This is a genomic window from Eubacterium sp. LMAG:50 (assembly GCF_008680265.1).
Lineage (GTDB): Bacteria > Bacillota > Clostridia > Lachnospirales > Lachnospiraceae > Eubacterium_U > Eubacterium_U album.
In genome coordinates this window covers 1,387,422-1,414,316 of the sequence record NZ_NALP01000007.1, presented here as the reverse complement: position 1 = coordinate 1,414,316, position 26,895 = coordinate 1,387,422, and the positions used below count along the sequence as shown (strand labels likewise).

The following is a 26,895-nucleotide window of genomic DNA, read 5'->3' as shown; positions in this document are numbered from 1 at the left end:
TCCTCCTTAAATATCATTTAACCTTTTACTGCTCCTGCAGCCACACCTTTTATAATATGCTTCTGACATGTCAGATAGAATATAATAACAGGTATAATACTTAATATAATAAGTGCCATTATAGCTCCTAAATCAACTGAACCATAACTTCCCTGTAAGTACTGGATATGAATAGGAATTGTTCTATATTTATCTAAGTCAAGAACTAAATATGGAAGTAAGTAATCATTCCAAATCCACATTATTTCAAGAATTCCAACTGATATAAGCGTTGGCTTTAACATTGGGATAATGACAATAAAAAATGTTCTTATTGGTCCACATCCATCAATTGCTGCTGCTTCTTCAATTTCAAGCGGTAAACCTTTTATAAATCCTGTAAACATAAATACTGCCATTCCTGCTCCAAATCCCAAATATATAATTGGAATTGACCAAGGTGTGTTAAGTCCCAATGAATCTGCTGTATTTGACAATGTGAACATTACCATCTGGAATGGTACTACCATTGAAAATACAAACAAGTAATATACTATCTTACAAACCATGCTGTCAACTCTTGCTATGTACCATGCTGCCATTGATGTACAAATCAAAATCAACGCTGTTGATAAAACTGTAATTACAAAACTATATAATACCGATTTAAAAAACGGATAATTTCCAAATGTAAAACCTTTGATATAGTTTGCCCAACCTACTAACGCCTCACCAGTAGGCCATGCAAATGTGTCTGTTTTTACAAAGGTGTTAGCTTTGAAAGAGTTCATTAACACAATAAATATAGGACTAACATAAACTAAAGTTACAATTGTCATTATTGCAGTCAACAGTTTTCCATGTTTTAATGGAATTTCACTTGTCTCTTTCATTTTTTTCTTTTTCGGTGTAGCTTTCACTGTAGAATCTTTAATTGTTGAATTCACTGTTTTCTCATTGTTCATTACTGCTGCACCTCCTTAGATCTTGTTGCCTTAAGCTGGATAATTGATATACCTGCAACTAAGATAAAGAATATAACGGCTTTCGCCTGGGCAACTCCCTTACCTGTAAGAGACTGTCCGTAAAATGTGTTGTAAATGTTAAGCGCCAACATTTCTGTTGTCTTTATAACTGAACCATCCTTTAACTGTTCAAACGGCTGTCCGTTTGTTAAAGCTAAGTTCTGATCAAAAAGTTTAAATCCATTTGTTATTGTTAAGAATAAACAAATTGTAATTGATGGCATAATATTTGGGATTGTAACTCTTGTCAATGTCTGCCATTTTGTTGCTCCATCAATTTTTGCTGCTTCAATTAATTCTCCCGGAACTGCCTGCAAACCTGCAATATATATAATCATCATATATCCTACCTGTTGCCAGCACATAAGAATAATTAATCCCCAAAAGCCATATCTTGTTTCCATAAGAATTGAAGTATTAATTTTTCCTAAAACGCCATTAAAAATCATACTCCAAATATAACCAAGAACAATACCACCTATAAGGTTAGGCATAAAAAATGCTGTTCTGAATAAGTTTGCTCCCTTAATCCCCAATGTTAATAAATATGCTATTAAGAAAGCTAACACATTTATTATAAATAGGGATACTATTGCATACAAAGCTGTATACCAAAATGCATGTATAAATGACGCATCATTAAATGCATCCATATAATTTCTAAAACCTACAAAAGAAGCATCACCTATTGTAACAAATTCACAAAATGATAAATAAATACCTCTCAAGAAAGGATATATAAATCCAATGCAAAATGCTAAAAATGTAGGTGCTAAAAATAGAAGAAAGCATCTTTGAATAGGTTTGCGAAGAAGTTTAGAATTTACAGATGTTCCACCATTATGTTTTTTCTTTTTTCCTTTCACTTCAATCTCCTCCTAATTCTTATTCAAAATAGAATTTTCAATATTTTTCTATTTTTTAATAAAGGGGCAGACACTGCCTGCCCCACAATGTGTTAATAATTTAATTATGATTTTATACTTATCAATCTAAAACCTTATTACTTATTAGCTGCTTTATACTGAGTAGCCCATCCCTGAACAAATGCTGTCTTAACATCATCCCATGATCCACCTGCATCATATTTGTTCATTGCTGCTACAAGGCTTGCTCTCCATTCATCTACGTTTGGTGTGTAGTTAAATGTCCAGTCTACGTTGTAATTTCCTGCTTCAAGTAAATCATTTGCATTCTTTAAGAATACGTTACCACTGTCTGCTGCTTTCTTGTAAGGAATAGCACCGAACTGTTCTGCCATAACTTTTGTTCCTTCATCAGATGTTACTAACCAGTTCATGAAATCAAGTGTTGCTTTCTGATCTTTTTCTGAAGCTTTTGCATTAACTGCCCAACAGTTTTCTGTTCCTGAGCAAAGACCAGCTTTTTCTTCTCCTTCAACTCCACAGTAAATTGGAATCATCTGCATATCATCATCTGAAATTGACTTTTTCAATTTATCATATTCCCATGTACCATTCTGGAAGAATACTGCTTCTCCATTCTTAAATTCTGCTTCAGCATCATATCCACCTGTTGCTAAAGAATTCTTGTCATATTTACTATTGTTAATATATAAATCCCATACATTTTTGTAATTATCTAAATATGTTCCTTTGATTTCTGAAGGAGCTTCTGTCCATCCTTCATCTCTTCCTTCATAGAATAAAGGCATATTTGCTAAATGTCCTGTAAATCTCCAAGATGATGAATCATCCATGCCTGATGATGTAAATGCATCAAATCCAAGTTTATCAGCTCTCTTATGAATATCTTCTGCAACTGATTTTAATGAAGCAAAATCTTTAATATCTGTTACTTCATAACCTGCTTCCTTAAGCAACTTCTTGTTTACGATAATTCCATAACTTTCATAACAGTAACCAATTGAGCAAACCTTTCCATCTGCATCTGTTAAGTTAAATGCATCTGTACTTAATTCTTTGTAAACATCTGTATCTTTAAGATCGATGCAATAATCATCCCATGTCTTTACTGCTGCCTGATTTCCAACTACGAATAATGTTGGGGCTGCTGATTTTCCCATTTCAGATGTCAATGTTGAATTGTAATTTCCTGAAGCAGCTGTAACTACTTTTACTTTAACTCCTTTTTCTTTTTCATAAGTCTTAGCTATATCCTGTAAAGCTTCATCTGCTTCAGGTTTGAAGTTTAACCAGTAAACTGATCCTTTAGCACTTGACTTATCACTGCTTGAACTGTTTCCACATCCTGCAAATAAACCTGCTACCATTGTTGCGCATAATGCTACACTAAATAATTTTCTACGCATATTTCTTTCTCCTTTTCAAATAAAAAATAACTAAAGGTCTCCGTTGTTTCCTTCTCAAAGTTTTTTATTTAACTTCACATTGGAAACGTTTCCCATAGCTTGATACTAGCACTTTTCGGAAACGTTTTCAATGGTATTCTGACCATTTTCGGTCTTTTCAGCCTTTTAGCTAATTTTTCACGTATTTTTTGTGCATTTTTCACATCCATTGCAACGTTTTTATATCTTTTTTATACATTTACCACAGTTTTTTTTTGTATTTTGCACTCTTGTTAAACACTTTCTTTTTGCCATTTTGCTGTCTATTTTTCTGACAAATACGCAATAAAAAAGTACCATAAAAAAGTTTTATAGCCAACCATTTTACGGTACTTTTATTTCTATATATTTTTATAATTTCCAAATATCTCTGTTATACTCTTCAATTGTTCTATCTGATGAAAAATATCCGGCTTTTGCAATATTAACAAGCATCTTTTTTGCCCATTCTTTTCTATTTTCATAATCAGCATAAGCCTGTTCTCTTGTCTTTACATAAGCATCAAAGTCAGGGAATGTCATAAACCAGTCTTTCCATATAAGTTCATGAGAAAGTCTTTCTAATCTTTCCTTGTCACCTATTGCCATTAATTCATTACCTGTTATAAAATCTACAGCTTCTTTTATTTGTGCATTATCATTATAATACTGTGCTGCGTTATAACTTCCGTTTGCATATCTTTCTACAACAGTTTCACTTAAATCGCCAAAAATATAGATGTTATCATCGCCTACAAGTTCATGTATTTCTACATTTGCACCATCTTCAGTTCCTAGTGTAACTGCTCCATTAAGCATAAACTTCATATTGCCTGTACCACTTGCTTCTTTTGATGCAAGTGAAATCTGTTCAGAAATATCACATGCCGGAATTAATTTTTCTGCCCATGTAACATTATAATTCTCAACCATAACTACATTAAGATATGGATTAACCTCAGGGTCATTGTTTATTAGTTCCTGCAAGCAAAGAATAAGGTGTATAATATCCTGTGCAATGATATATGCCGGAGCTGCTTTTGCTCCGAAAAATACTGTTATTGGAGTTGTTGGCTTTTTACCTGCTTTAATTTCCAAATACTTGTGAATCACATATAAAGCATTTAACTGTTGACGTTTATATTCGTGAAGTCTTTTAATCTGAATATCAAATATTGAATTTTCATTAATTGAAATATTCTGTCTATCACGTAATACATTTTTCAATTCCATTTTCTTAGTGTCTTTTATTTCAAGTATTTTATTTAACACTTCTTCATTATCTTTATATTCTAAAAGTTTCTCTAATTGTGTAGCATCCTTTTTATATCCGTCTCCTATAAGTGATATGATAAGTTCTGTAAGCTGCGGATTACTATGAAGTAGCCATCTTCTAAAAGTAATTCCGTTAGTTTTATTATTGAACTTTTCCGGATAAATCTTATAAAAGTTATTTAATTCAATATTTTTTAAAATCTCTGTATGAAGTGAAGCAACACCATTAACACTTGAAGAATAATGAATATCTATATGAGCCATATGAACTCTTTCTTCTCTGTCAATAATGTAAACTGAGCTGTCATCATATTTTCTTCTTACCTTATCATCCAATACTTCAATAATTGGCATAAGCTGAGGTACTGCCTTTTTCAAATAAGAAATAGGCCACTTTTCCAAAGCCTCTGCAAGAATTGTATGATTTGTATATGCACATGACTTAGTAACTGCTTCTATCGCGTCGTCCATTTCTAATCCACGTTCTACCAACAAACGAATAAGTTCAGGAATAACCATTGTTGGATGTGTATCGTTTATCTGGATTACAGCATAGTCTGATAAATCATAAAGTTTGCACCCTTTTTCAATACATTCATCTAAAATAAGTTGCGCCGCACTTGATACCATAAAATACTGCTGATAAATTCTTAAAATTCTACCTGCATCATCACTATCATCAGGATAAAGGAATAACGTAAGATTCTTTTCTATATCTTCTTTATTAAAATTAATTCCGTCTTCTACAATGTTTTCATCAACACTTTCAATATCAAATAAATGAAGCTTATTTGTTGTGCTGTTATATCCTGTAACATCAATATCATACATTCTTGAAGTAACAGTCATTCCTTTAAATTTAACCTTATATGTTACATCTGTCTTATTTAACCAGCTTTTCTTAGTAAGCCATGGATCGGGTACTGTAGTCTGGGCATTATTTTTAAATATCTGCTTAAACAAGCCAAAATGATAATTTAATCCTACTCCATCCCCGTTAAGGCCTAATGTTGCTATTGAATCTAAAAAGCATGCCGCAAGTCTTCCAAGCCCACCATTTCCAAGAGACGGCTCTTTTTCAAATTCTTCTATTTCACATAGATTTTTCCCATTATCTGCAAGTTCTTTTTTTACATCATCATAAATTCCAAGATTTATAAGATTATTTGATAACAATTTTCCTATAAGAAATTCCGCTGAAATATAATATAGTTTCTTCTTAGAATTTTTATGTTGTTTACTTTCAGCCATATTTTTGACTAAAGTAAGCAATGAATAATAAATCTCTTCGTTTGTACATTCTGAAATTGATTTATTATATTCTGTTTTAATAATTTCCGAAAGTTGCATTTTTGTACCTCCTAAAATATTATGGTTTTATTTTTGTGTTTATATTATAATATTGTCATCTTATAATTTATTGCATTATTCTTTCGATTATTTGCACAATACTATCCTTTTTTTATTTTGGAGGTTATTTATGAATAAAGATCAATACAAGATATATCACGAAACTAAAACTCATACACCGGACGATTTTCCATACAACACATATCTCTGTTCTATTCCTTTAGATTTCAAATCTGTTAATTTGCATTGGCATAATGAAGTTGAAATTATAGTAATAAAGAAAGGTTGCGGAATAGTTAATGTTAATTTAGTATCATACTCAGTTGAAGCCGGAAATATAATTTTTGTATTTCCAGGTCAATTGCATTCAATAAGTCAGAATGAAGATAATATTATGGAATATGAAAATATATTATTTAAATCAGGTCTTCTTAAATCTTCAGGATATGATTTATGTAATGATAAATTTGTTCAGTCCTTACTTTCAGGGAGTTTAAATATATATCCTGTTATTAATGATTGTTTTGAATATTATAAGCCTGTTATTACCCAAATTAATGAAATTGACAGATTATGTGATTTTCGTCCATATGCATATCAGTTATCAGTCAAATCTCATCTGTTCCAAATATTTTATATTTTAATTTCAAGCTGTGGCTTAAACGAAGTTAAACCCATCAGCAAAAAGTCTCTTGATAAGGTAAAGTCTATTCTGACTTATATTGCAGATAATTTTCAAAGTAATATTACTATAGAGGAAATTGCAGGTCATTGCTTTTACAGTAAATCCTATTTCATGAAATTTTTTAAGGAAACTATGGGTATGAGTTTTATACAATATCTTAATGATTATCGTTTAGAAGTTGCAGCTAAATTATTAACCACAACTTCTGATGATATTATTGATATCTCTGTTAATACCGGATTTGAGAATTTATCTTATTTTAACAGATGCTTTAAGAAAAAATACGGCACTACTCCGGGAAGATATAGAAAAACCATCAATTCTTAAATATTTTAACTATATTTTTTCAAATCATTTATAAAAGAAAGAGGTGTCATGCGATACTTTTTCTTAAATGCCCTATGAAAATATGAAAGATTGTGAAATCCTACAGATAATGAAACTTCCATTATTGATGAGTTTCCCTTTTCAAATAGTTCGACTGCTTTTTCAAGTCGCAAATTATTAATGTATTCAACACAAGTCATATTCATATGTTTTTTAAAAAATCGCATAAAATGATAATCACTAAAATAACAAAGTTTAGCTAATTGTGACACGGTAATTGTTTCAGAATAATGAAGTTCAATATAATCAAGTACATTTTTTATCTTGTCCGACACCTTTTCTGTCTCCGGCACCGCTACCTTTTTACTATATTGAAGCAATAAGAATATTGTTTGTAAAAATAATGATTTCAATGCAAGTTCATAACCAATTATTGATTCGTCATATGTTGTATTAATCTGATTAAATATTTTTCTAAGAGATACATATGCCGGATGATTTGGTTTTATAACGTATGGCATGGAAAACTCCTGATTCATAATAGGCGCAAGATACCTTGTCGAGCATATATCTGTAGAATTTCCTCCTAAAAATTTCAGGTGAAATACATATGTTTCAGAACTTACTTTTTTATTATTTCCTAATGTTATTGAATGTAAAAACAATGGAGGAACAAATAAAATATCTCCTTCTTCTACTTCATATTCAACTAAATCAATCTTATATATACATTTTCCACTTGTAATCAACGTAAGTTCCGCCTCTTCGTGCCAATGGTTAGTTACTCCCATGTATTCTGAAGAAAGATTTGTTATATATTTTTGTACAGGAAAAAAACTTTCTCCATGTTTAGCATCTTCTTTTTGATCTATCGCAAGTGTATGTACCTTTTTCAAATTTATTACCTCTTATCATTACTTCATATATTTTATTTTCAATAGCAGTATTGTGTTATATATTGTTAAAATACTGCAAGATAATTTCATTTTTTATTTTTATAATAGCAGTATAATACATATATTTCAATGTATTTACATTATATGAGTGAAAGAATTTACTAAGCATCAGTTTTAGTAAAAATGAGGTATTTATATGAATAAAAAATGGTGGCATGATAAGGTTGCTTATCAGATTTATCCTAAAAGTTTTCTTGATACTAATGGGGATGGAATTGGTGATTTAAAAGGTATAATATCTAAACTGGATTATTTAAAAGAATTAGGAATTGACATTATATGGCTTTCTCCTATTTACAAGTCACCTTTTATTGATCAGGGCTATGATATTTCTGACTATTATTCTATTGCCAAAGAATTCGGAACTATGGAAGATTTTGATGAATTACTTTCTGAAGCAAAAAAACGTAATATGTACATTATAATGGATTTAGTTATAAATCACTGTTCTGATCAACATGAATGGTTTAGGAAAGCTTTAGCTGACCCTGATGGCGAATACGCTGATTATTTCTATTTCAGAGAAGGCAAAAATGGTAATCCACCTAGCAATTATCGTTCATATTTTGGTGGTAGTTGTTGGGAACCTGTACCTGGAACTGATAAATATTATTTACATATGTTTGCAAAAGAACAGCCCGATTTAAATTGGGAAAATCCAATTCTAAGACAAAAACTTTTTGATATGGTAAACTGGTGGCTTGAAAAAGGTCTTGCCGGGTTTAGAATTGATGCAATTATGAATATCAAAAAAGACCTTGATTTTCCTGATTTTGGACCTGACGGTCCTGATGGCTTGTCAGGATGTTGGCGCATGATAGAGAGTGTTGATGGAATAGGCGAATTGTTAGACGACTTAAAGAAAAACACGTTTGAGAAATATGAAGCATTTACTGTTGCCGAAGCTTTTAATTTAAACAAATCTGAACTTAATAAGTTTATTGGCGAAAACGGATATTTCTCAACTATTTTTGATTTCAGTGCGCAGTGCCTTAGTGACGGTAAGCATGGTTGGTATGATTCACCTGACATCACTTTTAAGAAGTGGCGTGAAACCATCATTAACTCACAACTTGATGTCCAAAAGGTTGGATTTGAAGCAAATATTATAGAAAACCATGACGAACCTCGTGGAGTATCAAGATTTTTACCTGAATATGCCAGAAACGCTGATGGTACAAAAATGCTAGGGACAATAAGTGTTTTGCTTCGTGGAATTCCATTTATTTATCAGGGGCAGGAAATTGGAATGCAAAATGCCATTTGGAAAAGCATTGATGAATTTAACGACATAAACACAATAGACCAATATTACATTGCAAGAAAAGCCGGACTTAATAACAAAGACGCGTTAGCTGCTTGCTGTAAAATGAGCCGTGACAATGCAAGAACACCTATGCAGTGGAGTTCTTGTAATAATGCAGGCTTTACAAGTGGTACACCTTGGTTAAAAGTAAATTCAAATTATAAACTAATTAATGTTGAAAACCAGGAAAAAAATCCTGACTCTGTGCTTAACTACTACAAAAAATTAGTGTCAGTGCGCAAATCTCCTGAATATATAGAAACATTTACTTACGGCGAATTTATTCCTGCATATGAAAACACTGAAACAGTTATGGCTTATTATCGTGTATTTAATAACAAACGTATACTTGTTATTTCCAATTTTGGTAATACATCCGTAAATATACCTCTTGAATATAGCGTAAAACATATAATTCTTTCAAACAAAAACCGAAACGCTCTTCCGATTACCTCTATTAAACTTGAAAGTTGTGAGGTTCTTGTTTTAGAATGCGATAATTAAAAAGGATTGGCTTTATATAAATTTTCTTAAATGTCATAATTAGGGGCTCTAAACTTTACTTAGTTGTAAAATTTAGAGCCTTTAAATTTTTACATTTAATTAAATCTTATATACCAATCCTCTTTTTTATACATTTAATATTGTATATTTATTCTTTCTAATCATCCAATAAATTCTGCATACTACGCAAGCTTATTAATAAAGTTGATGTATTATGCAAAAGTGCTGCTAATGTAGGCTGAATAATTCCTGCCACTCCAAGAACAATTAATCCTGTGTTAAATATTGCTATATCTTTGTAGTTTTTATGAATTTTCTTCATTAGTCCATTACTAATTGCTTTTAATGTTACGATTTCATATAAACTGTCAGCACCTATTGTAACATCAGCAATTTCTCTTGCAATTTGAGCGCCATCACTTATTGCAATTCCTACATCTGCCGCTGATAACGCCGGTGAATCATTTACACCATCACCTATCATTATAACTTTTCGGCCAAGTGACTTTTCCTTTTCTACAAATTTAGCTTTGTCTTCCGGAAGTACTTCTGAATAATATTCATCAACACCAACACGTTTTGCTATAACTGAAGCTGTTCTTTCACTATCACCTGTCATCATAACGACCTTACTTAATCCTGCTTTTTTCAACGAATTAATTACTGCTTCTGCTTCATCCCTTAATGGGTCTTCTATGCAAATTACGCCTGCAAGTTCATTTTCAATTGCAAGGTACAGATGAGAACACTGTAATGGCAAATTATTAAACTTTTCTTCCATTCCTTTTGGAACCACACATTTTTCATCTTCAAACACAAAATGCGAACTTCCTATAATTGTTTTTCTTCCGTTATAAAACGTAGAAATACCATGAGCAACTATATATTCAACTTTTGTATGTTCTTCTTCATGTTCAAGGCCTTTCTTTGCTGCTGCATCTACAACAGCCTTAGCCATAGAATGTGGAAAATGTTCTTCTAAGCACGCTGCAATTTTTAACAATTCATCCTGAGACTGTCCGTTGAATGAAATAACATCTACAACTGTAGGTTGTGCCTTTGTAAGTGTGCCTGTTTTATCAAACACAATACTGTCTGCTTCTGCTATTGCTTCAAGATATTTACCACCCTTTACGGTTATGTTATAAATACTTGCCTCTCTAATTGCTGACAAAACAGATATCGGCATAGCAAGTTTTAATGCACATGAAAAGTCAACCATGAGCACTGACAAAGCTCTTGTAACATTTCTTGTTATAAGCCACGTTATACCTGTTCCAAGCAAAGTGTATGGAACAAGTCTGTCTGCCAAATGTTCTGCTTTTCCTTCTACCTGTGACTTGAGTTTTTCCGACTCTTCAATCATTGATACAATTTTATCAAATCTTCCTGAGCCACTTACCTCTTTAACACAAATTGTAAGTTCCCCTTCTTCAACAACTGTTCCTGCATATACTGAACTATCTTTTTCCTTTTGTACCGGAAGTGATTCTCCTGTCATAGATGCCTGATTTACCATGGCATCTCCATCTGTAACCGTGCCATCAAAAGGAATAACATTTCCCATATGTACTACAACTTTATCCCCTGCTTTTATCTGATTTGAATCAACAAGAACTTCTTTTCCATCACTGCCAACAAGCCATACTTTATCAATGTTAAGTGACATGCTTCTTGCTAAATCATCAACAGATTTCTTGTGAGTCCACTCTTCAAGAATTTCACCTATTCCAAGTAAAAACATTACTGAACCTGCTGTTTCCATATCTCCTCTAAGCATAGAAACTGTTATTGCCGTTGCATCTAATACCGGTACTTCAATTTTTCCTTTGAGAAGAGTCTGTATTCCATGTTTAATATATTTTGTTGATTTAACAACTGATATGGCTGCTCTTATTGGATATGGGATAAATAATTTTGAACTATATCTAAGAACTACTTTATTTATAAGTTTTTCTTTGTATTTTTCATTTAATTCTCTACCCGAATTTTCAAGAAATATCTTTGGGACTTCAACATTCTCATAAGAAAATGTTTTAATCATTTTAATAACTTCTTCTCTATCTCCCTGATAACATACAGTCACATCACCTGTTCTGTTTTGAACATTTACATGAGTAATATTCTTTCCCATAGAAAAATAATATTGCAATATATCCGCCTGTTCATATGACATTCTTTTTTGAGTGACATGAAAACGTATACGGCCTTTTATTTCATGCATAATTTTAACTTTCATTATTGTGCCTCCATACAACTATAAAAAGCAACTCAAGCAGTTATTCCCTGCCCTCGCTGCTTTCATAGTACCTATTTCGATATAAAGTTATTTTTATCTGCATTTATGTAATTTAATAAGTTATAAACTATTAACTTCAAATTTACTCTGCATCTTCTGTTGTATCTTCAACTACATCTTCAAATTCATCTTCAATATTTTCTGCTTCCTCTGCTGCAGCTCTTTCTTCATTAATCTGCTGAGCTTCTGCATAAATATCTTCTGCATTTTCCTGAATTGTTGTAGCTGTCTTCATAACACAATCTTTAGCTCTAAGAGCTGCTGCTGTACAGTTTGTATATACTTTTTTAGCATCCTTACTTCCTAAAACTTTTACACCTGCTGTTCCAAATAATACACCTGCTGCAAAAATTCCTGTTTTCTTAATATCAATTTTCTTTAATATGTCTAACATTTTTCTCCTCCTAATTCTACTGCTACCTTAAGACTTCAAAACTATTGTAAAACTTATTAAAATTTAGCAATCCATTTTATTGCCCTATTATGCAAAGCATTACTAAAATGTTTCAATCATCTATCTGTAGTTATTTGTTTCTAACTCATTTTATAGCACACTTGTTTTTTTGTGTCAATAAATGGCACTAAATTATTAATCACAAATTTGCACCATGTTATTCCTGTATAATTTTTGTATACTTATTTGTTTATATATTATCTTTAAACTCAAAAAACATGGTCAATTTTAAACTGGCCATGTTTTTCATTTTATTCATCTATTCTTCTTTCAATGTTCGCATTGAGTTAAGTATTGCTATTACTGATACTCCAACGTCTGCAAATACTGCTTCCCACATATTTGCAACGCCAAAAGCTCCTAATATAAGTACTAACGCTTTAACTCCTAATGCAAATACAATGTTTTGTTTTACAATCGAGAGTGTTTTTCTTGATATTTTTACAACTGAAGCAATTTTTGTAACATCATCATCCATTAATACAACGTCCGCTGCTTCAATTGCCGCATCACTTCCCATACTTCCCATTGCAATACCTATGTCAGCTCTTGTGAGTACAGGAGCATCGTTAATTCCATCACCAACAAATGCTACTTTATCCTTTTCGTTCTTTTGTTCAAGAAGTTTTTCTACACGGTCTACTTTGTCTGCCGGCAACAATTGTGCATGATATTCATCAATTCCAAGTTCATTTGCCACCTTCTCAACTATTTCCTTCTGGTCTCCGCTAAGCATTACTGTCTTTCTAACACCCACATGCTTCATATCAGCAATAGCTTCTTTAGCGCCCTCTTTTATTTCATCAGAAATTACTAGTGAGCCTGCAAATTTGCCATCAATCGCTACATAAATTATTGTCCCAATTGCATCACATTTTTCATAGGAAATGTTTTGTTTATTCATCAGTTTTTCATTGCCAACAAAAACATCTTTTCCTGCAAACTGTGCATGTATTCCATGCCCTGCAATTTCTTCAACATTCTGAAGTTTTGATGTATCTATTTTTTCTCCATATGCATTTTTAATAGACTCAGCAATAGGATGTGTCGAATACGATTCACTATATGCTGCTACTTCCAACAATTCCTTTTCACTACATCCGACTGCATTTATCCCTGATACTTTAAACTCACCTTTAGTTAGAGTTCCTGTCTTGTCAAATACTATTGTTGACATTTCTGCCAATGCTTCTAAATAATTGCTTCCCTTTACAAGTATTCCAATTCTAGAAGCAGCTCCAATTCCACCGAAAAATCCCAACGGAACTGATATAACTAAAGCACATGGACATGAGATTACAAGGAATATACAAGCCCTCTGAATCCAATCCCCCCACTGTCCACCACAAAACAAAGGCGGTATTATTGCCAAAGCAACTGCACCAATAGTAACTACAGGTGTATAATACTTTGCAAATCTTGTAATAAAGTTTTCAACTCGAGCTTTCTTACTACTTGCATTTTCTACTAACTCAAGAATCTTAGCTACTGTAGAATCATCAAATTCCTTTGTAGTTTTTACTTTTAAGGTAGTACTTCCGTTAACACATCCACTTATAATTTCATCGCCTACGCTAACCTTTCTTGGAACAGATTCCCCTGTTAAGGCTGCAGTGTCAACAAATGACTCTCCTTCAATAACAACTCCGTCAAGTGGTACTTTTTCTCCCGGTTTAATTACTATAATACTTCCTACCTCTACATCATCCGGGTCAACCTGTTCTAATCCGTTTTCAGTTTCAATATTTGCATATTCCGGGCAAATATCCATCATATCTGAAATTGACTTTCTTGATTTACCAACAGCATATGCCTGGAATAATTCGCCTACCTGGTAAAACAGCATAACTGCTACTGCTTCTGAATATTCACCAACTCCAAATGCACCAAATGTAGCAATCATCATCAAAAAGTTTTCATCAAACACCTGTCCATGACTTATATTTCTAAATGCCTTAAACACAATGTCATATCCAATAATAATGTATGGTACAAGATAAATAACAAATAATATCCATTTATTTATATCATCAAACTTTCCTGTTTTATCTAATACAAGAAGAACTACAAATAAAATTAATGTTGCTATTATTCGTCCTAACATCTTTTTTTGCTTTTCACTCATAACATGCTCCATTCTTCCGTATTTATTTTACGGATGTATAATCAAAAACTGTCTTTTCTAATTTCTATTTATAAAGCCGGTAACTTTCTTTGACTTATGCATTGAAAATCTGCCGGCTTTATAACTATGGACAATTATAATAAAATCTTGCAGTCAGGTTCTACCTTTGCACAAACCTTTACTACTTCTTTCATAATGTCATCAAATCTTGCATCGTCTGCATCAACCATCATCTTCTGTGTCATAAAGCTTACAGATGCATCATTTACTCCATCAATTTTCTTAATTGAATCTTCCATCTTTGCTGCACAATTTGCACAATCCAAATCCTGTAATTTAAATTTCTTCTTCATAATTAACATCCTTTCCACTAAAATGTTTTAGTATTAACTTTCTAAATTTATTTTTCTTCTATATGTTCAATTCCCTGAGAAATTATCGTTCTTACATGCCCATCTGCCAATGAATAGAAAATTGATTTACCTTCTCTTCTATTCTTAATTAGCTTAGCCTGCTTTAAAATTCTCAACTGATGAGATACCGCTGACTGAGTCATATTCAAAGTTTCTGCCAAATCACATACACATACTTCTGATTCAAATAATACAAAAAGTATACGAATTCTTGTAGAATCGCCAAATACTTTAAATAACTCTGCCAAATCATATAATTCATCCTCATCAGGCATATTATCATTAACGATTTTCAACAAGTCTTCATGAGTCTTACATTCATCGCAACATTCTACATTGTGATTTATCATTCTAATTCCACCTTCCTCCAAACATATGAATAATTGTTCATATGTTTATAGTATATTTTTTTTTCATTTCTGTCAACATATTTTTTTCTTTAATGCTATTAAATAATCTACTATATTAATATTGATTTTCTGCTCACTCCCGTTATTTTCACAATAGTTCTTTTCTTTCCTTTTCAGTCGATTTTTTTGTTTATCTAATATCCTATACTTTCCAATCTAACTATGTTATAATCTTTGACGCAAGGAACTTATAATTATTCAAACTAATTATAGGTTTCTTGTATTAAGTTTAAACATTTTTGTTGATAGTTTTAAACTAATATTAAGAAAGGATTTTAAATACAAGTCATTGTCTAATCTTTGATTTGTGTCTTGTTTTTACAAGGTTTGGTACGGAAAATGAATATAATCATAGTTGGCTGTGGTAAAGTTGGAAAAAATCTGGCTGCACAGTTGAGCAAAGAGGATAATAGTATCTGCGTTGTTGACATTGATGGAAATGTTGTTCACAAGTTAGCTGACACTTATGATGTTATGGGAATTATCGGTAACGGTGCAAGTTATAGCGTTTTACAGGAAGCCGGTCTTGAATATGCTGATTTATTAATCGCTGTAACTAAGTCTGACGAAGTAAATCTTTTATGCTGCATGATTGCAAAAAAAGGAAGCAACTGTAACACAATTGCCAGAGTCAGAAATCCTATATATAACAAAGAACGTCATTTTCTTCAGGAAGAATTAGGATTATCCATGATTATTAATCCTGAATTTATTTCAGCAACTGAAATTTCACGTATTTTGTGTTTTCCAAATGCAATTGATGTTGATCTATTTTCAAAAGGACGAGCTGAAATGATTCGTTTTAGAATTCCTAAGGATTCTGTTCTTGATAATGTACATATAAAAGATTTATCATCCCGTATATTTGCAGGTGTTCTTATATGTGCTATTGAAAGGGATAATGAAGTAACAATCCCAACAGGTGATTTTGTTTTAAAATCAGGAGATGTTGTATCAATGATGTCTTCTAGACAGACAACCATTGACTTCTTCCATTTTATTAATTTCCATACTCACGAAGTTAAAAATGCGATGATTGTTGGTGGTGGAAAAATTGCTGTATATTTAGCACAAATGCTTTTGAAGTTAAAGATTTCAGTAAAAATAATCGAACATGACCCTGCACGTTGCCAGGAATTGTGTGAAATGCTACCTAATGCTACTATCATTTGCGGTGACGGAACAGACAATACTCTTCTTATTGAAGAGCGAATTGATCAGACTGATGCATTAGTTACATTAACTAATTATGATGAAGAAAATATACTTCTTGCTTTATTTGCTCAAAAGAGAGTAAAAACTAAAGTTGTGTCAAAAATAAATCGTTCACAGTTAACTGAAGTGGTTCATAATTTAAATTTAGACAGTGTTATTTATCCTAAAAATCTTTGTACTGAACGAATTTTACAATATGTACGTGCAAAGCAAAATGCCATTGGAAGTAATATCGTTACTCTATATAGATTATGTGACGATAAGGTTGAAGCTTTGGAATTTAACATTGCCGAGAAATCAAAACTGACAGGTGTTCCTTTGAAAGACCTTAATATAAAAAAGGGTGTATTAATTTGTTGTATAACCCGTGATGATAAATTAATTATTCCGGGTGGAGATGATGTAATTGCTCCTGGTGACTCAATGATTATAGTTACAACTCTTTTAGGCTTAAAAGACGCTAGGGATATTTTGGAGGATTAACATAAAGTCATGAATTATTCAATTATACGATATATTTTAGGAATTGTATTAAAACTTGAAGGCATATTAATGTGTCTGCCTTTGATTGTGGGCATAATTTATTCTGAAAAATCAGCATACTCTTATGTAATTACCATTGCTATGTGTCTGATTATTGGTACTATTCTTAGTCACAAGAAACCAAAAGATACAGAATTTTATGCAACAGAAGGTTACATAACAGTTTCATTAAGCTGGGTAATTTTAAGTATATTTGGTTGTCTTCCATTTGTTATAAGTGGAGAGATACCTTCAATGGTAGACGCCTTATTTGAAACCATCTCCGGTTTCACAACTACAGGAGCAAGTATTTTATCTGATGTTGAATCTTTATCCTATTGTAATAATATGTGGAGATGCTTTACGCATTGGATTGGTGGTATGGGAGTTCTGGTTTTTATACTTGCGATTCTCCCAATGCGTGGTGGACAGCGAATGTATCTTATGAAAGCAGAGAGTCCCGGACCTTCTGTTGAAAAACTTGTACCAAAAGTTAGAAATACTGCAATGATTTTATATGGGATATATACTGTTATGACTTTTATTGAAGTACTACTTCTTCTTATATCAGGTATGCCGTTATTTGATGCTTTAACTACATCTTTTGGTACTGCCGGTACAGGTGGATTTGGAATAAAAAATGACAGTATAACCGGATATAACTCATCGATTCAGATTATAGTAACTGTTTTTATGATATTATTTGGTTTAAACTTTAATATATACTATCTTATTTTATGTAAAAAATTTAAACAGGCACTACATTCTGAAGAATTAAAAGCTTACCTTTTAGTAATTTTTGCAACTATAGGAATTATTACTTTTAATATTCGTAGTTTTTTCCCAACTATAGGTGAAGCATTAAAACATGCGGCATTCCAGGTTGGTTCAATTATTACTACAACAGGATTTTCGACCACAAATTTTGATTTATGGCCACAAGTATCCAAAACAATTCTTATTATGCTAATGTTTATGGGTGCCTGTGCCGGAAGTACAGGTGGTGGTATTAAGGTTTCACGACTTTTAATATTAATCAAAACATTAAAAAAAGAATTATTTACTATTGTTCATCCTCGCGGAGTCAAAAAAATAACTATGGACAAACGACCTATTGAACATGAAACAGTACGTTTAACAAATATTTTTATGGTTGCATACATATTTATTTTGGCATTTTCAATTTTACTTATCGGCATTGATAATTTAGACTTCACAACTAATTTCACAGCCGTAGCTGCCACATTAAATAATATTGGTCCCGGATTAGAACTTGTTGGACCTACCCGTAATTTTGGAATATTTTCTGATTTTTCAAAATTTATTTTAATGTTTGATATGTTAGCCGGACGACTTGAAATTTTCCCTATGTTAATGCTTTTTGCACCAATTTCGTGGAAAAGACAATAGTTCGAAATGTATGTTTTAAAATAAATTGAATTTGCAGTTAAACATTCATAGAACGTATAAGTATTACGTTTAATATCCTTATACAAAACAGGCACTACATACTGAACAGACCCCCAAAAAGTTAAAATTCCAGTTATAACTTTTTAGAGTCGGCTCACTTGCAGTGCCTGTTTTTATTATCAACTGTATATCGACGGTTCAACAATAACTTTTTCTTCTTTTTCATTCATTTTTTCCATACGATGTTTTCTAAGAAATTCTTCATCTGTGTCCATAGAATATTTTCCCGTTATTCCCTTCTTTATTACATTTCCTTCTGTTGCTTCTTCCGGAATCTTCTTTTTCTGAATAACGTACTCTTTTCCATTCGTGTCTTCACAAACTACCATTGCGTCCTCAAATCTCATTATTATCAGCTTCACTTTTTAGTCCGTCCCTTCCTGCATTTCAAAACACAATGATTAGAATTACCTTTGTGTTTTGCAACATCTATACTATAAATTTACCTATTAATTGTAAATATCTTATAGAATAAATTACTATTGCATAAATTAAATCTCGACATTTTACAATTAATTATAGTAAGTATACTATTTTTTATATTCATTTTCAAGAACGGCATAATCAGGAACAATATGTTTATTAGCATTTTTACTTTTAATAATATAAATTTTTTCTCTTTTCAAAAATTATAATAAACATTACATTTCAGTTCTTTTTTGCTTTTTTAAACATATATTTAATTTATACTTAGTATAAGGATTTAAAATGGATTACGGATTAGCTTTATCTGGTGGTGGTGCAAGAGGAAGTGCTCACATCGGAATTTTAATGGCTCTCGCTGAAGAAAATATGTTGCCCTCTTCAATCGCAGGAACGAGTGCCGGAAGTATTATCGCAGGCTTATATGCTGCAAATATTTCTATTGATACCATGCAAAAAATTGCCCAGATTTTAACTTCTCACCCAACTACTATATTAGACCCGGATATTATTGGAATGCTTTTATTTTTTCCTCAATTTTTAACTTGTCGCAAGCAGCATTTAACGGGGTTATTAAAAGGGCATAAACTTAATAACTTTCTTTGCTCTTATACTGATGGTAAAGATATTTCTGACTTAACTACTCCCCTTATAATTCCTACCGTGGATTTAATTTCCAGTAATACAATTGCATTTACTAATTCTGAAATAAAATATCCTACCGAAAACGTCATTTGGAAAAAGAGTGGAAAACTATGTGACATAATTACTGCAAGTTGCTCTGTTCCCGGAATATTTCGTCCTGTCAAAATGAGCAAGTACTACCTGGTTGATGGTGGTGTAACCCACAACCTTCCGGTAAATCTTTTAATGTCCACAGGCGTTGATAAAATTATTGCTGTTGACATTGGTGTAGATTATAAAACTCCTCACAACAATTCTATTACTGAAATTCTCTCTCACTCTTTTTCTATTATGTCTTACAATTTGAAAACATGTCTTTCTCAGGGAGAACGCCTTTTACTTGAACCTTCACTTGATAAAAATGCTGGTCTTTTAACTTTTAATATGATTAATGATTGTATAAAAGCCGGATATGTTTATGGTAAAAAGATGATTCCTAAAATTAAAGATGCCTTGAAATAACCTTGTTATACGCACGGCTTCGCCGTACATAACACTTCGAATCTGCTTCGCTTCTTCTTAGTGATTATGCATTCGCCAACTCTTACTCTTTATCTTTTTTTGTTATACCCATGGCTTCGCCATGTAATCACTTCGAATCCGCTTCGCTTCTTCTCAGTGATTATGCATTTGCCAAATACTTTCAGCTTTTTTTGCAAGCAAAAAGCTGAAAGTATTTGGCTCATTGCGTATAACAAAAAAGCCTTTCAAATAGATTACTCTACTTGAAAGGCTTCTTTAGTGAACAGGTCGTTCCACTTGTAATTCCCCAATTACATTATTATTTTGTATACACCTCATACGGAAAACCTGTCTCTTATTAGTCCCAATACATATATTTCCAAATGCTACACTCAACGTGTACCTTCTAATTGTTAATTATTTGTTGACGATTGAAATTAATGTTTTCAAATCGTATCTGTTAAACTCATTCTATTTGAAGAAAAATTTAATTATTCTCCAAATTGTATCCATTGCACATGTATCAATAAACATATCTTTTACCTCTTCCAAACTTACTTGTTTGTTTCTTTCTGAATTTAATTGTATCTAATATTTCTTTTAACTGCAATCCATATGTTCTTAACGCAGTTTTTTTGTTCTTAACGTAGTAAAATCTGTTACGAGCGTAAGTTTTCTGTTCTTAACTTAATCATTTTCTTTCCTAACACATCTACTTCTACATAACCTTCTTACTATCTTTAATTAATCATTAACTTACTTTATCCGCTAACCTTTATATTCACGACCCGTTCAATAAAATTAAATTAGCATTTCTAACAAAAATCTGCCATCAACATATTTGATTTGCATTGTGCCGTTATATTTATCCACTACCCTCCTTATGTTTGAAATACCATATCCATGGTTCTTTTTGTCCTTCTTTGATGTATTTATATTTTTCACATCCACCGGCTGTGATGTATTTTCTATTTTTAAAATTATTCTCTTTTTGTGGTTCTGAATTGTTATTCCTAATTCTTTCTTTCCTTCAAATCGACTAAAAGCCTCTTTAACATTATCCAATGAATTTGCCAGAATAATACATAAATCAGTTTGTTCTATTCCTACTGACTGTGGAAATTTTCCAAGAATCTGAATTTTAACATCATCACCATTTTCCTGTTTGATTGCCTGTACTTCGCCATTAATAATGTAATCCGCAACCACATTTCCTGTCTTATACGTAAAATGTACATCTTTTCTATTTATTAGTTCATTTACATAGTCTCTTGCCTGCTCAACATCATTTTCATTTAACAATGCTGATATTGCATTATAATGCTTATTAACATCATGCCTGAAAGCCCTTAATTCACTATCTTCCGTTATAAGTCTCTCATAATAATTTTTTTGGTATTTCATACACTCTTCATTCAAATCATTAATTTCCATTAAGATTTTTCTTGAGTTTACTACATACACAAACATAACACTCATTGCAATTATTATGACTAAAAATATAACTGCTACAATCATTGCCATTCTTTGAATGCTCAATGTCATTTCACCTAAATAAGCCCCCTGAATACATGCAACTACAATTCCTAAAGTTCCCATTACAGCGATAACAAAAATAAGTTCTTTAATCTTTATATTCCTTATTACCTCAGCAATATCTTTTCTTCGTTTATACAAAAATATTGCTGCCATAAAAATTACTATAACTCCTATGCAATTACCATAGATATAAATTTTTCGTTCATAATCAGCATAATCATTTCCAAGTGAAGTAATTCCAACCAATATCAGCCAAACCATTAAATCTATAAGCGATACTAAAACAAACTCTATAATGAATCCTCTTATAATAGTCTGTATTTTTTCATCAAACAGCACTAAAAGAATTACTATCTGAAATAAAATTTCTGCCGTTACGGTAGGCTTGTTTACATTAACCAAATAAACCGCCGTTAAGCCTAATACAGGTATTATTGCATATCTTAATTTACTCTTTCGCAAATTAAATCCCATAACGCCAAGTGGAAATACTATGTATTTAATGAAGCTTAAAAATGTGCTTAACACCTTTAATCCATAAATCATTAGCAAAACCTCGCATTCTCTATACAGAAGCTGGTGTATTTTTTCTCAACAGACGCTTTTAATCTGCTGCTGATTTGAAGAACTGTTCCTCCATGCATATACACTTTACCATTCTTCATTTCTTCCACCTGTTCCATGTTAACCAGACATCCTCTGAAAATCTTTATAAATCCTACAGTTTCCAATCTGTCCTCTAAGGCTTTCATACTTTCTCTCAGTAAAAATTCCTGTCCGTCTGTAAGATACAAATTGCAATAAATATGCTCTGATTTAATGTATTCAATATTTCTACTGTCTATGCCTTCTATAAGAACCGTTCCTCTTACTATCTTTAAAGCTCTCTCTAAAACTACCGGTAACTGATCTTCTATGTATTTCTTTGTAACAAATCCAATAACATTTACTCCAAATGCCTGTGCCATCATTTCTTCATGGCTGGTTGCAAAAATAATTACTGTATTACTCTTTGCATTCTCTAATTTTTCTTTTACTGCAATACCACCGACCATAGGCATTTCGATATCAAGTATCAAAATATCTATGTTCTGATCAGTAATTTCCTGTCCGTCTTTATATTTTTTTATAATTGTTTCTTCGTTGTATTTCTTCGTGACGTCTTTACATACTCTCTCTATTCTTTCCCTCATTATATTATCGTCGTCACATATTCCTATAAACATATTTCATTTCTCCTAAATAAAAATCGTCTATATTTCATCTGTTTGTATCATTTTTATTTTTCGTATCTATAATGCATACACAATGCCAATTGCATCTTGCGACCCATCATTATTTTATTAAAATACCCTACTATATATTTTAATATAAATACAAATATCTTCAACTGTTTTTTATCGACTTTTCCGATTACTTATTACTTTTTCCTACTTTTTTAATCTATCAAAATAAAATCTTTATATAAATATGTTGTTTCTATAAAAAATACCTAAAAAAACACTTTTTTGTGTAATTTCAGGTATCTCTGATTTATTATTTTCTTCCAAATAATGAAAACTTCTTTTTTTCATATGGTTGTGTTTCTATCGACAATACTTTATATCCCGTATCATCAATAGCTTTCTTTACAGCCTCTTCATCTATCTTGTCTTCTGAAATAATTTCCGTTATTCCCTTACCGTGAGAAGATGTTACTTTTTTTAATGGTACTGCTTTTCTTACAGCCTCATTAACATGACTTTCACACATTCCACACATCATTCCATCTACTTTTACAACTGTTTTATACATAATTATGCCTCTTTCTCATACCCTATAGGGGTATAGTTTTTTTTCATTCCATACTATATCGCTATGATTATATATTGTCAAGTAAATGTAGATAATCCTTATTATTGTCTACCTTCTTCTTTCAAATATGCCTTTTCAAAAGAAACAGCCGTCAGGGATTTCTCTCCGGCGGCCATTCTCAATTTTTATTTTTGTTATTTATTTGCATGATTTACTAATTACTGATAAAAAATCATCTATGCTCTTGCTTTCGTTTGATACACTCTGAATTTCACTTTCAATACTTGTCTTAAATGCAGATGGTCCGCGGTCATTTATTGGTGTTCCTGATACTAATGATGTTGAGAATCTAAATTTGTTACATTAACCACTATCAAAAAGAACTAAATCCCTACAAAGCCTATAAATACAGGCTTTGTAGGGATTCATTTTTTTATTCGAATTCTTATTGCTAACTTAACAATATCCTATCATTGTCAAATTCTTTTTGTTTCTTCATGGAATACATCTTAATCATATCTTCCATTGTCATATTTTTTCTTTCTTCTCCTGACAAATCAAGAAGTATTTCTCCTGAATCAAGCATAATTGTTCTTGTTCCTGTTGTTAATGACTGCTTCATATTATGCGTAATCATCATTGTCGTTATTTTATTTTCACTGACAATTGTCTTTGTGATATCCATAACTTTCTGCGCTGTTGCAGGATCAAGTGCTGCCGTATGTTCATCTAAAAGTAATAGTTTAGGAATCGATAAGGTACACATCATAAGTGTTACAACCTGCCTTTGTCCTCCTGAAAGCAAACCTATTTTTGTTTTCATTCTATCTTCAATTCCCATATTATAACGGGCAAGATTTTCCCTAAAAAATTCAACTTTCTTTTTTGTAATCGCTCTCGCAAATGGATTTGAGCCCTTAGATGCTCTTGAATATGCCAAAGCAAGATTTTCTTCTATTGTCATATTAGGAGCCGTTCCCTTCATCGGATCCTGAAATACTCTTCCAATAACCTTTGCTCTTGAATGTTCACTGTCATAAGTTATGTCTTTCCCATCAAGCAAAATATGACCTGAATCAACCATAAAACTACCACATATAGCATTGAACAATGTACTTTTACCGGCTCCGTTTGAGCCTACAATTGTTACAAATTCGCCATCTTCTAACTTAAGGCTCATATTGTTAATTGCTACATGCTCATTTACTGTCCCTTTTTCAAATGTCTTTGAAATATTCTGAATATCTAACATTATTTCGCCGCCTTTCTCTGTTTTGTCTCTGCAATTTTCTGTTTTATTGCAGGAACCGCCAGTGTAATTGCTACGATTAATGCACATGTAAATTTCATAAGATTACTGCTCAAATCTCCAAATAAATTTTCTCTAATTACAAATGCAACAATTATTTTGTAAACAATTGAACCTACAACTGCTGAAATCATTCCAATAGTTGCTCCTCTTTTTCCAAATACGGCTTCACCTATAATAACTGCAGCCAAGCCATATATAAGTGTTCCATTTGCTGTATTTATATCTGCATATCCAACACTTTGTGATGCCATTGCTCCTGCAAGTCCTATTAAGGCATTTGCAAGCATAAGTCCTATAATCTTTGTTCTGTCAACATTAATTGAAGATGCTCTGACCATATCAGGATTATCTCCTGTAGCTCGTATACAAAGTCCAATATGTGTCTTAAAGAACCATATTATTAATGATAAAACTACGATTACAATTATCAAACTAACTACTGATTTTACAACACTTGTTTCAAATTGTCCTCGAATTGCAAATATCTCTTTTACTTTTTCAAATATAGTAATCTTGTTATAACTTAAGTTCGTTGTTGCACCTTTTTCCGTAAGGGAATAACATACAAGATTTATCGAGTACAATCCACTCATTGTTATTATTCCCGCAAGTACAGGATGTACCTGCAACTTAGTCTGCAATAAACCTGTAATTGCTCCTGCTACTGCTCCTGCCACAATTCCTGCAAATAATGCAAGAATAGGGTGTCCGTTTAATGCAACTAATACTGAAATAACTGCTCCGAATCCAAAACTTCCTTCTGTTGTCAAATCAGGTATATCTAATATTCTAAGTGATATATATATTCCCATTGCCAACAATCCATAAATCAGGCAATCCGGAATGTTTGATATATAATACTGTAATTCAATCATCTTTGTTCCTCTTTAGTTCTCAATTAACTTAACTTCATAATCTGTTTTAATGTTATCTTCGCTAATTCCTAATACTTCCATTGTAGCTTTGTTAACTGTGCAATAATCAATTCCTACAACCTGTGCCGGAATATCTTCAACTTTCTTTCCATTTACATAGTCCATTGCAATATCAACTGTTTTCTTACCAATTCCCTTATCATCAATTGCTAATGTTGCAAAACAGCCTGAAACAACTGTTGTTGCTGATGAACAATATGTTGGAATTTTCTTTTCTTTGCAAATATCTGTTAATGTACTAATTCCGTCCTGAATAATTGAATCATTTGGAATAAATATCATATCTACACCTTCTGCTACTAATGCATTTGTTGCAGATTCTACATCATTTGATGTTGGTGCTGTTTTTTCAACATATTCAACGCTTGTTTTGTCTAAATATTCTTCACACTGCTTTGCTGTGTTTGTTGCATTATCCTCATTTCCGCTATAAATGATACCAACCTTCTTTGCCGGTGTTACTGACTGAGCAAAATCAATAATGTCTGATACAGGAATTGCATTAGATGTTCCTGTTGCATTCTTATCCGGTTTATCCATGTCTGTAATTACTCCTGCTGCTACAGGTGCTGATACAGCACAGAAAAATACAGGTGTATCTGTTTCTGTATTAACCATAGCCTGTGTAGGAGGTGTGGCAATAGTAAATACCATATCATATGTTCCATCTGTCATATTTGTCACAATTGTTGTAAGTGCTGTTGAATCGCCTGCTGCACATTTATATTCTATCTGTGAATCCTCATATCCCTGTGCTTTTAATTCATCAATAATACCATCTCTCATATCTGTAAAAGCTCCATTTTCAATCATTGAAACTACACCAACTTTTACTTTTCCATCTCCATTAGTGTCCTTTGAATCAGTCTTTCCTGAACTGTTGCTTCCGTTTCCTCCGCATCCTGTAAATGCTGTTGCTACCATTCCTACTGTTAATAAAACGCTCAAAACTTTCTTCATCTTTCTCATCTTTTTTCTCCTTTTCTTCACTTTGAGTTTTTTAACAATCTGGATAACCTCTAGAGTATTTATTGCATAAAAAAATCCTTAACAATAACACTTAACAAAATGTTATCATCAAGGACGAAAATACTAAAATAATATTCCGCGGTGCCACCTT

General features: G+C 32.0%; 22 protein-coding genes. 5 read left to right on the top strand and 17 right to left on the bottom strand.

Annotated elements, in window-relative coordinates; translation table 11 throughout:
* Positions 1-17: 17 nt before the first annotated feature.
* From CCC31_RS11470 to CCC31_RS11455, 4 genes are all read right to left on the bottom strand, one after another.
* Positions 18-944: a carbohydrate ABC transporter permease gene (locus tag CCC31_RS11470; protein ID WP_336305939.1), complete on the bottom strand. Its 927-nt coding sequence runs from the start codon at positions 942-944 to the stop codon at positions 18-20.
* Entirely contained in the window at positions 944-1,870 is a 927-nt protein-coding gene (locus CCC31_RS11465; protein ID WP_167553901.1) for a sugar ABC transporter permease, read from the bottom strand. Before CCC31_RS11465 ends, CCC31_RS11470 begins: the two co-directional genes overlap by 1 nt.
* A gap of 137 nt (positions 1,871-2,007) precedes the next feature.
* Entirely contained in the window at positions 2,008-3,297 is a 1,290-nt protein-coding gene (locus CCC31_RS11460; RefSeq protein WP_022087934.1) for an ABC transporter substrate-binding protein, read from the bottom strand.
* 390 nt (positions 3,298-3,687) lie between these two features.
* On the bottom strand, positions 3,688-5,940 hold the full coding sequence (locus CCC31_RS11455; protein WP_290851677.1) for a glycogen/starch/alpha-glucan phosphorylase: 2,253 nt from the start codon (positions 5,938-5,940) through the stop codon (positions 3,688-3,690).
* Positions 5,941-6,070: 130 nt separating this feature from the next.
* Here CCC31_RS11455 and CCC31_RS11450 point away from each other — a divergent pair, with 130 nt between their 5' ends.
* Complete coding sequence (locus tag CCC31_RS11450; protein WP_290851675.1) at positions 6,071-6,952, top strand: AraC family transcriptional regulator; 882 nt, start codon at positions 6,071-6,073, stop codon at positions 6,950-6,952.
* A gap of 5 nt (positions 6,953-6,957) precedes the next feature.
* Here CCC31_RS11450 and CCC31_RS11445 read toward each other — a convergent pair whose 3' ends face one another.
* On the bottom strand, positions 6,958-7,848 hold the full coding sequence (locus CCC31_RS11445; protein WP_022087931.1) for an AraC family transcriptional regulator: 891 nt from the start codon (positions 7,846-7,848) through the stop codon (positions 6,958-6,960).
* A 196-nt stretch (positions 7,849-8,044) separates the two neighbouring features.
* Between CCC31_RS11445 and CCC31_RS11440 the strand changes: the two genes are divergently transcribed.
* A complete protein-coding gene (locus CCC31_RS11440) occupies positions 8,045-9,718 on the top strand; it encodes an alpha-glucosidase (RefSeq protein ID WP_290851673.1) in 1,674 nt (557 codons plus the stop codon).
* Between the two features lie 157 nt (positions 9,719-9,875).
* Here CCC31_RS11440 and CCC31_RS11435 read toward each other — a convergent pair whose 3' ends face one another.
* The 5 genes from CCC31_RS11435 to CCC31_RS11415 all read right to left on the bottom strand — a co-directional run bounded on the left by CCC31_RS11435 (position 9,876) and on the right by CCC31_RS11415 (position 15,359).
* On the bottom strand, positions 9,876-11,957 hold the full coding sequence (locus CCC31_RS11435) for a heavy metal translocating P-type ATPase (RefSeq protein ID WP_290851671.1): 2,082 nt from the start codon (positions 11,955-11,957) through the stop codon (positions 9,876-9,878).
* 142 nt (positions 11,958-12,099) lie between these two features.
* Positions 12,100-12,411, bottom strand: coding sequence for a DUF6110 family protein (locus tag CCC31_RS11430; protein ID WP_022087928.1), 312 nt, complete (start codon positions 12,409-12,411; stop codon positions 12,100-12,102).
* A 319-nt stretch (positions 12,412-12,730) separates the two neighbouring features.
* Positions 12,731-14,596 (bottom strand): heavy metal translocating P-type ATPase, encoded by a 1,866-nt coding sequence (locus tag CCC31_RS11425; protein WP_290851669.1) that lies wholly within the window; start codon positions 14,594-14,596, stop codon positions 12,731-12,733.
* Between the two features lie 134 nt (positions 14,597-14,730).
* Positions 14,731-14,949: a cation transporter gene (locus CCC31_RS11420; protein ID WP_290851667.1), complete on the bottom strand. Its 219-nt coding sequence runs from the start codon at positions 14,947-14,949 to the stop codon at positions 14,731-14,733.
* A gap of 47 nt (positions 14,950-14,996) precedes the next feature.
* Positions 14,997-15,359 carry a metalloregulator ArsR/SmtB family transcription factor gene (locus CCC31_RS11415; RefSeq protein WP_022087925.1) on the bottom strand — a complete coding sequence of 121 codons (363 nt, stop codon included), beginning with the start codon at positions 15,357-15,359 and terminating at the stop codon, positions 14,997-14,999.
* A 399-nt stretch (positions 15,360-15,758) separates the two neighbouring features.
* Here CCC31_RS11415 and trkA point away from each other — a divergent pair, with 399 nt between their 5' ends.
* Both trkA and CCC31_RS11405 read left to right on the top strand, forming a co-directional pair.
* Entirely contained in the window at positions 15,759-17,117 is a 1,359-nt protein-coding gene (trkA, locus tag CCC31_RS11410) for a Trk system potassium transporter TrkA (protein WP_022087924.1), read from the top strand.
* A gap of 9 nt (positions 17,118-17,126) precedes the next feature.
* On the top strand, positions 17,127-18,566 hold the full coding sequence (locus tag CCC31_RS11405; RefSeq protein WP_022087923.1) for a TrkH family potassium uptake protein: 1,440 nt from the start codon (positions 17,127-17,129) through the stop codon (positions 18,564-18,566).
* Positions 18,567-18,745: 179 nt separating this feature from the next.
* Here the strand turns inward: CCC31_RS11405 and CCC31_RS11400 are convergent, their stop codons facing one another.
* Complete coding sequence (locus tag CCC31_RS11400; RefSeq protein ID WP_147339812.1) at positions 18,746-18,988, bottom strand: DUF3006 domain-containing protein; 243 nt, start codon at positions 18,986-18,988, stop codon at positions 18,746-18,748.
* Positions 18,989-19,334: 346 nt separating this feature from the next.
* On the opposite strand from CCC31_RS11400, the gene CCC31_RS11395 reads away from it, so the two are divergent.
* Entirely contained in the window at positions 19,335-20,195 is an 861-nt protein-coding gene (locus tag CCC31_RS11395; RefSeq protein ID WP_290851664.1) for a patatin-like phospholipase family protein, read from the top strand.
* A gap of 801 nt (positions 20,196-20,996) precedes the next feature.
* On the opposite strand, the gene CCC31_RS11390 is transcribed toward CCC31_RS11395, so the two are convergent.
* From CCC31_RS11390 to CCC31_RS11365, 6 genes are all read right to left on the bottom strand, one after another.
* Positions 20,997-22,280, bottom strand: coding sequence for a GHKL domain-containing protein (locus tag CCC31_RS11390; RefSeq protein ID WP_290851662.1), 1,284 nt, complete (start codon positions 22,278-22,280; stop codon positions 20,997-20,999).
* Positions 22,280-22,960 carry a LytTR family DNA-binding domain-containing protein gene (locus CCC31_RS11385; protein WP_022087919.1) on the bottom strand — a complete coding sequence of 227 codons (681 nt, stop codon included), beginning with the start codon at positions 22,958-22,960 and terminating at the stop codon, positions 22,280-22,282. Before CCC31_RS11385 ends, CCC31_RS11390 begins: the two co-directional genes overlap by 1 nt.
* A gap of 310 nt (positions 22,961-23,270) precedes the next feature.
* Positions 23,271-23,528, bottom strand: a complete 258-nt coding sequence (locus CCC31_RS11380) for a heavy-metal-associated domain-containing protein (protein ID WP_022087918.1) — start codon at positions 23,526-23,528, stop codon at positions 23,271-23,273.
* 451 nt (positions 23,529-23,979) lie between these two features.
* On the bottom strand, positions 23,980-24,780 hold the full coding sequence (locus tag CCC31_RS11375) for an ATP-binding cassette domain-containing protein (RefSeq protein WP_290851658.1): 801 nt from the start codon (positions 24,778-24,780) through the stop codon (positions 23,980-23,982).
* Positions 24,780-25,715 carry an ABC transporter permease gene (locus CCC31_RS11370; RefSeq protein ID WP_022087916.1) on the bottom strand — a complete coding sequence of 312 codons (936 nt, stop codon included), beginning with the start codon at positions 25,713-25,715 and terminating at the stop codon, positions 24,780-24,782. The genes CCC31_RS11375 and CCC31_RS11370 overlap by 1 nt, the downstream gene beginning before the upstream one ends.
* Before the next feature lie 12 nt (positions 25,716-25,727).
* Positions 25,728-26,744, bottom strand: a complete 1,017-nt coding sequence (locus CCC31_RS11365; RefSeq protein ID WP_118565577.1) for an ABC transporter substrate-binding protein — start codon at positions 26,742-26,744, stop codon at positions 25,728-25,730.
* Positions 26,745-26,895: the final 151 nt, after the last annotated feature.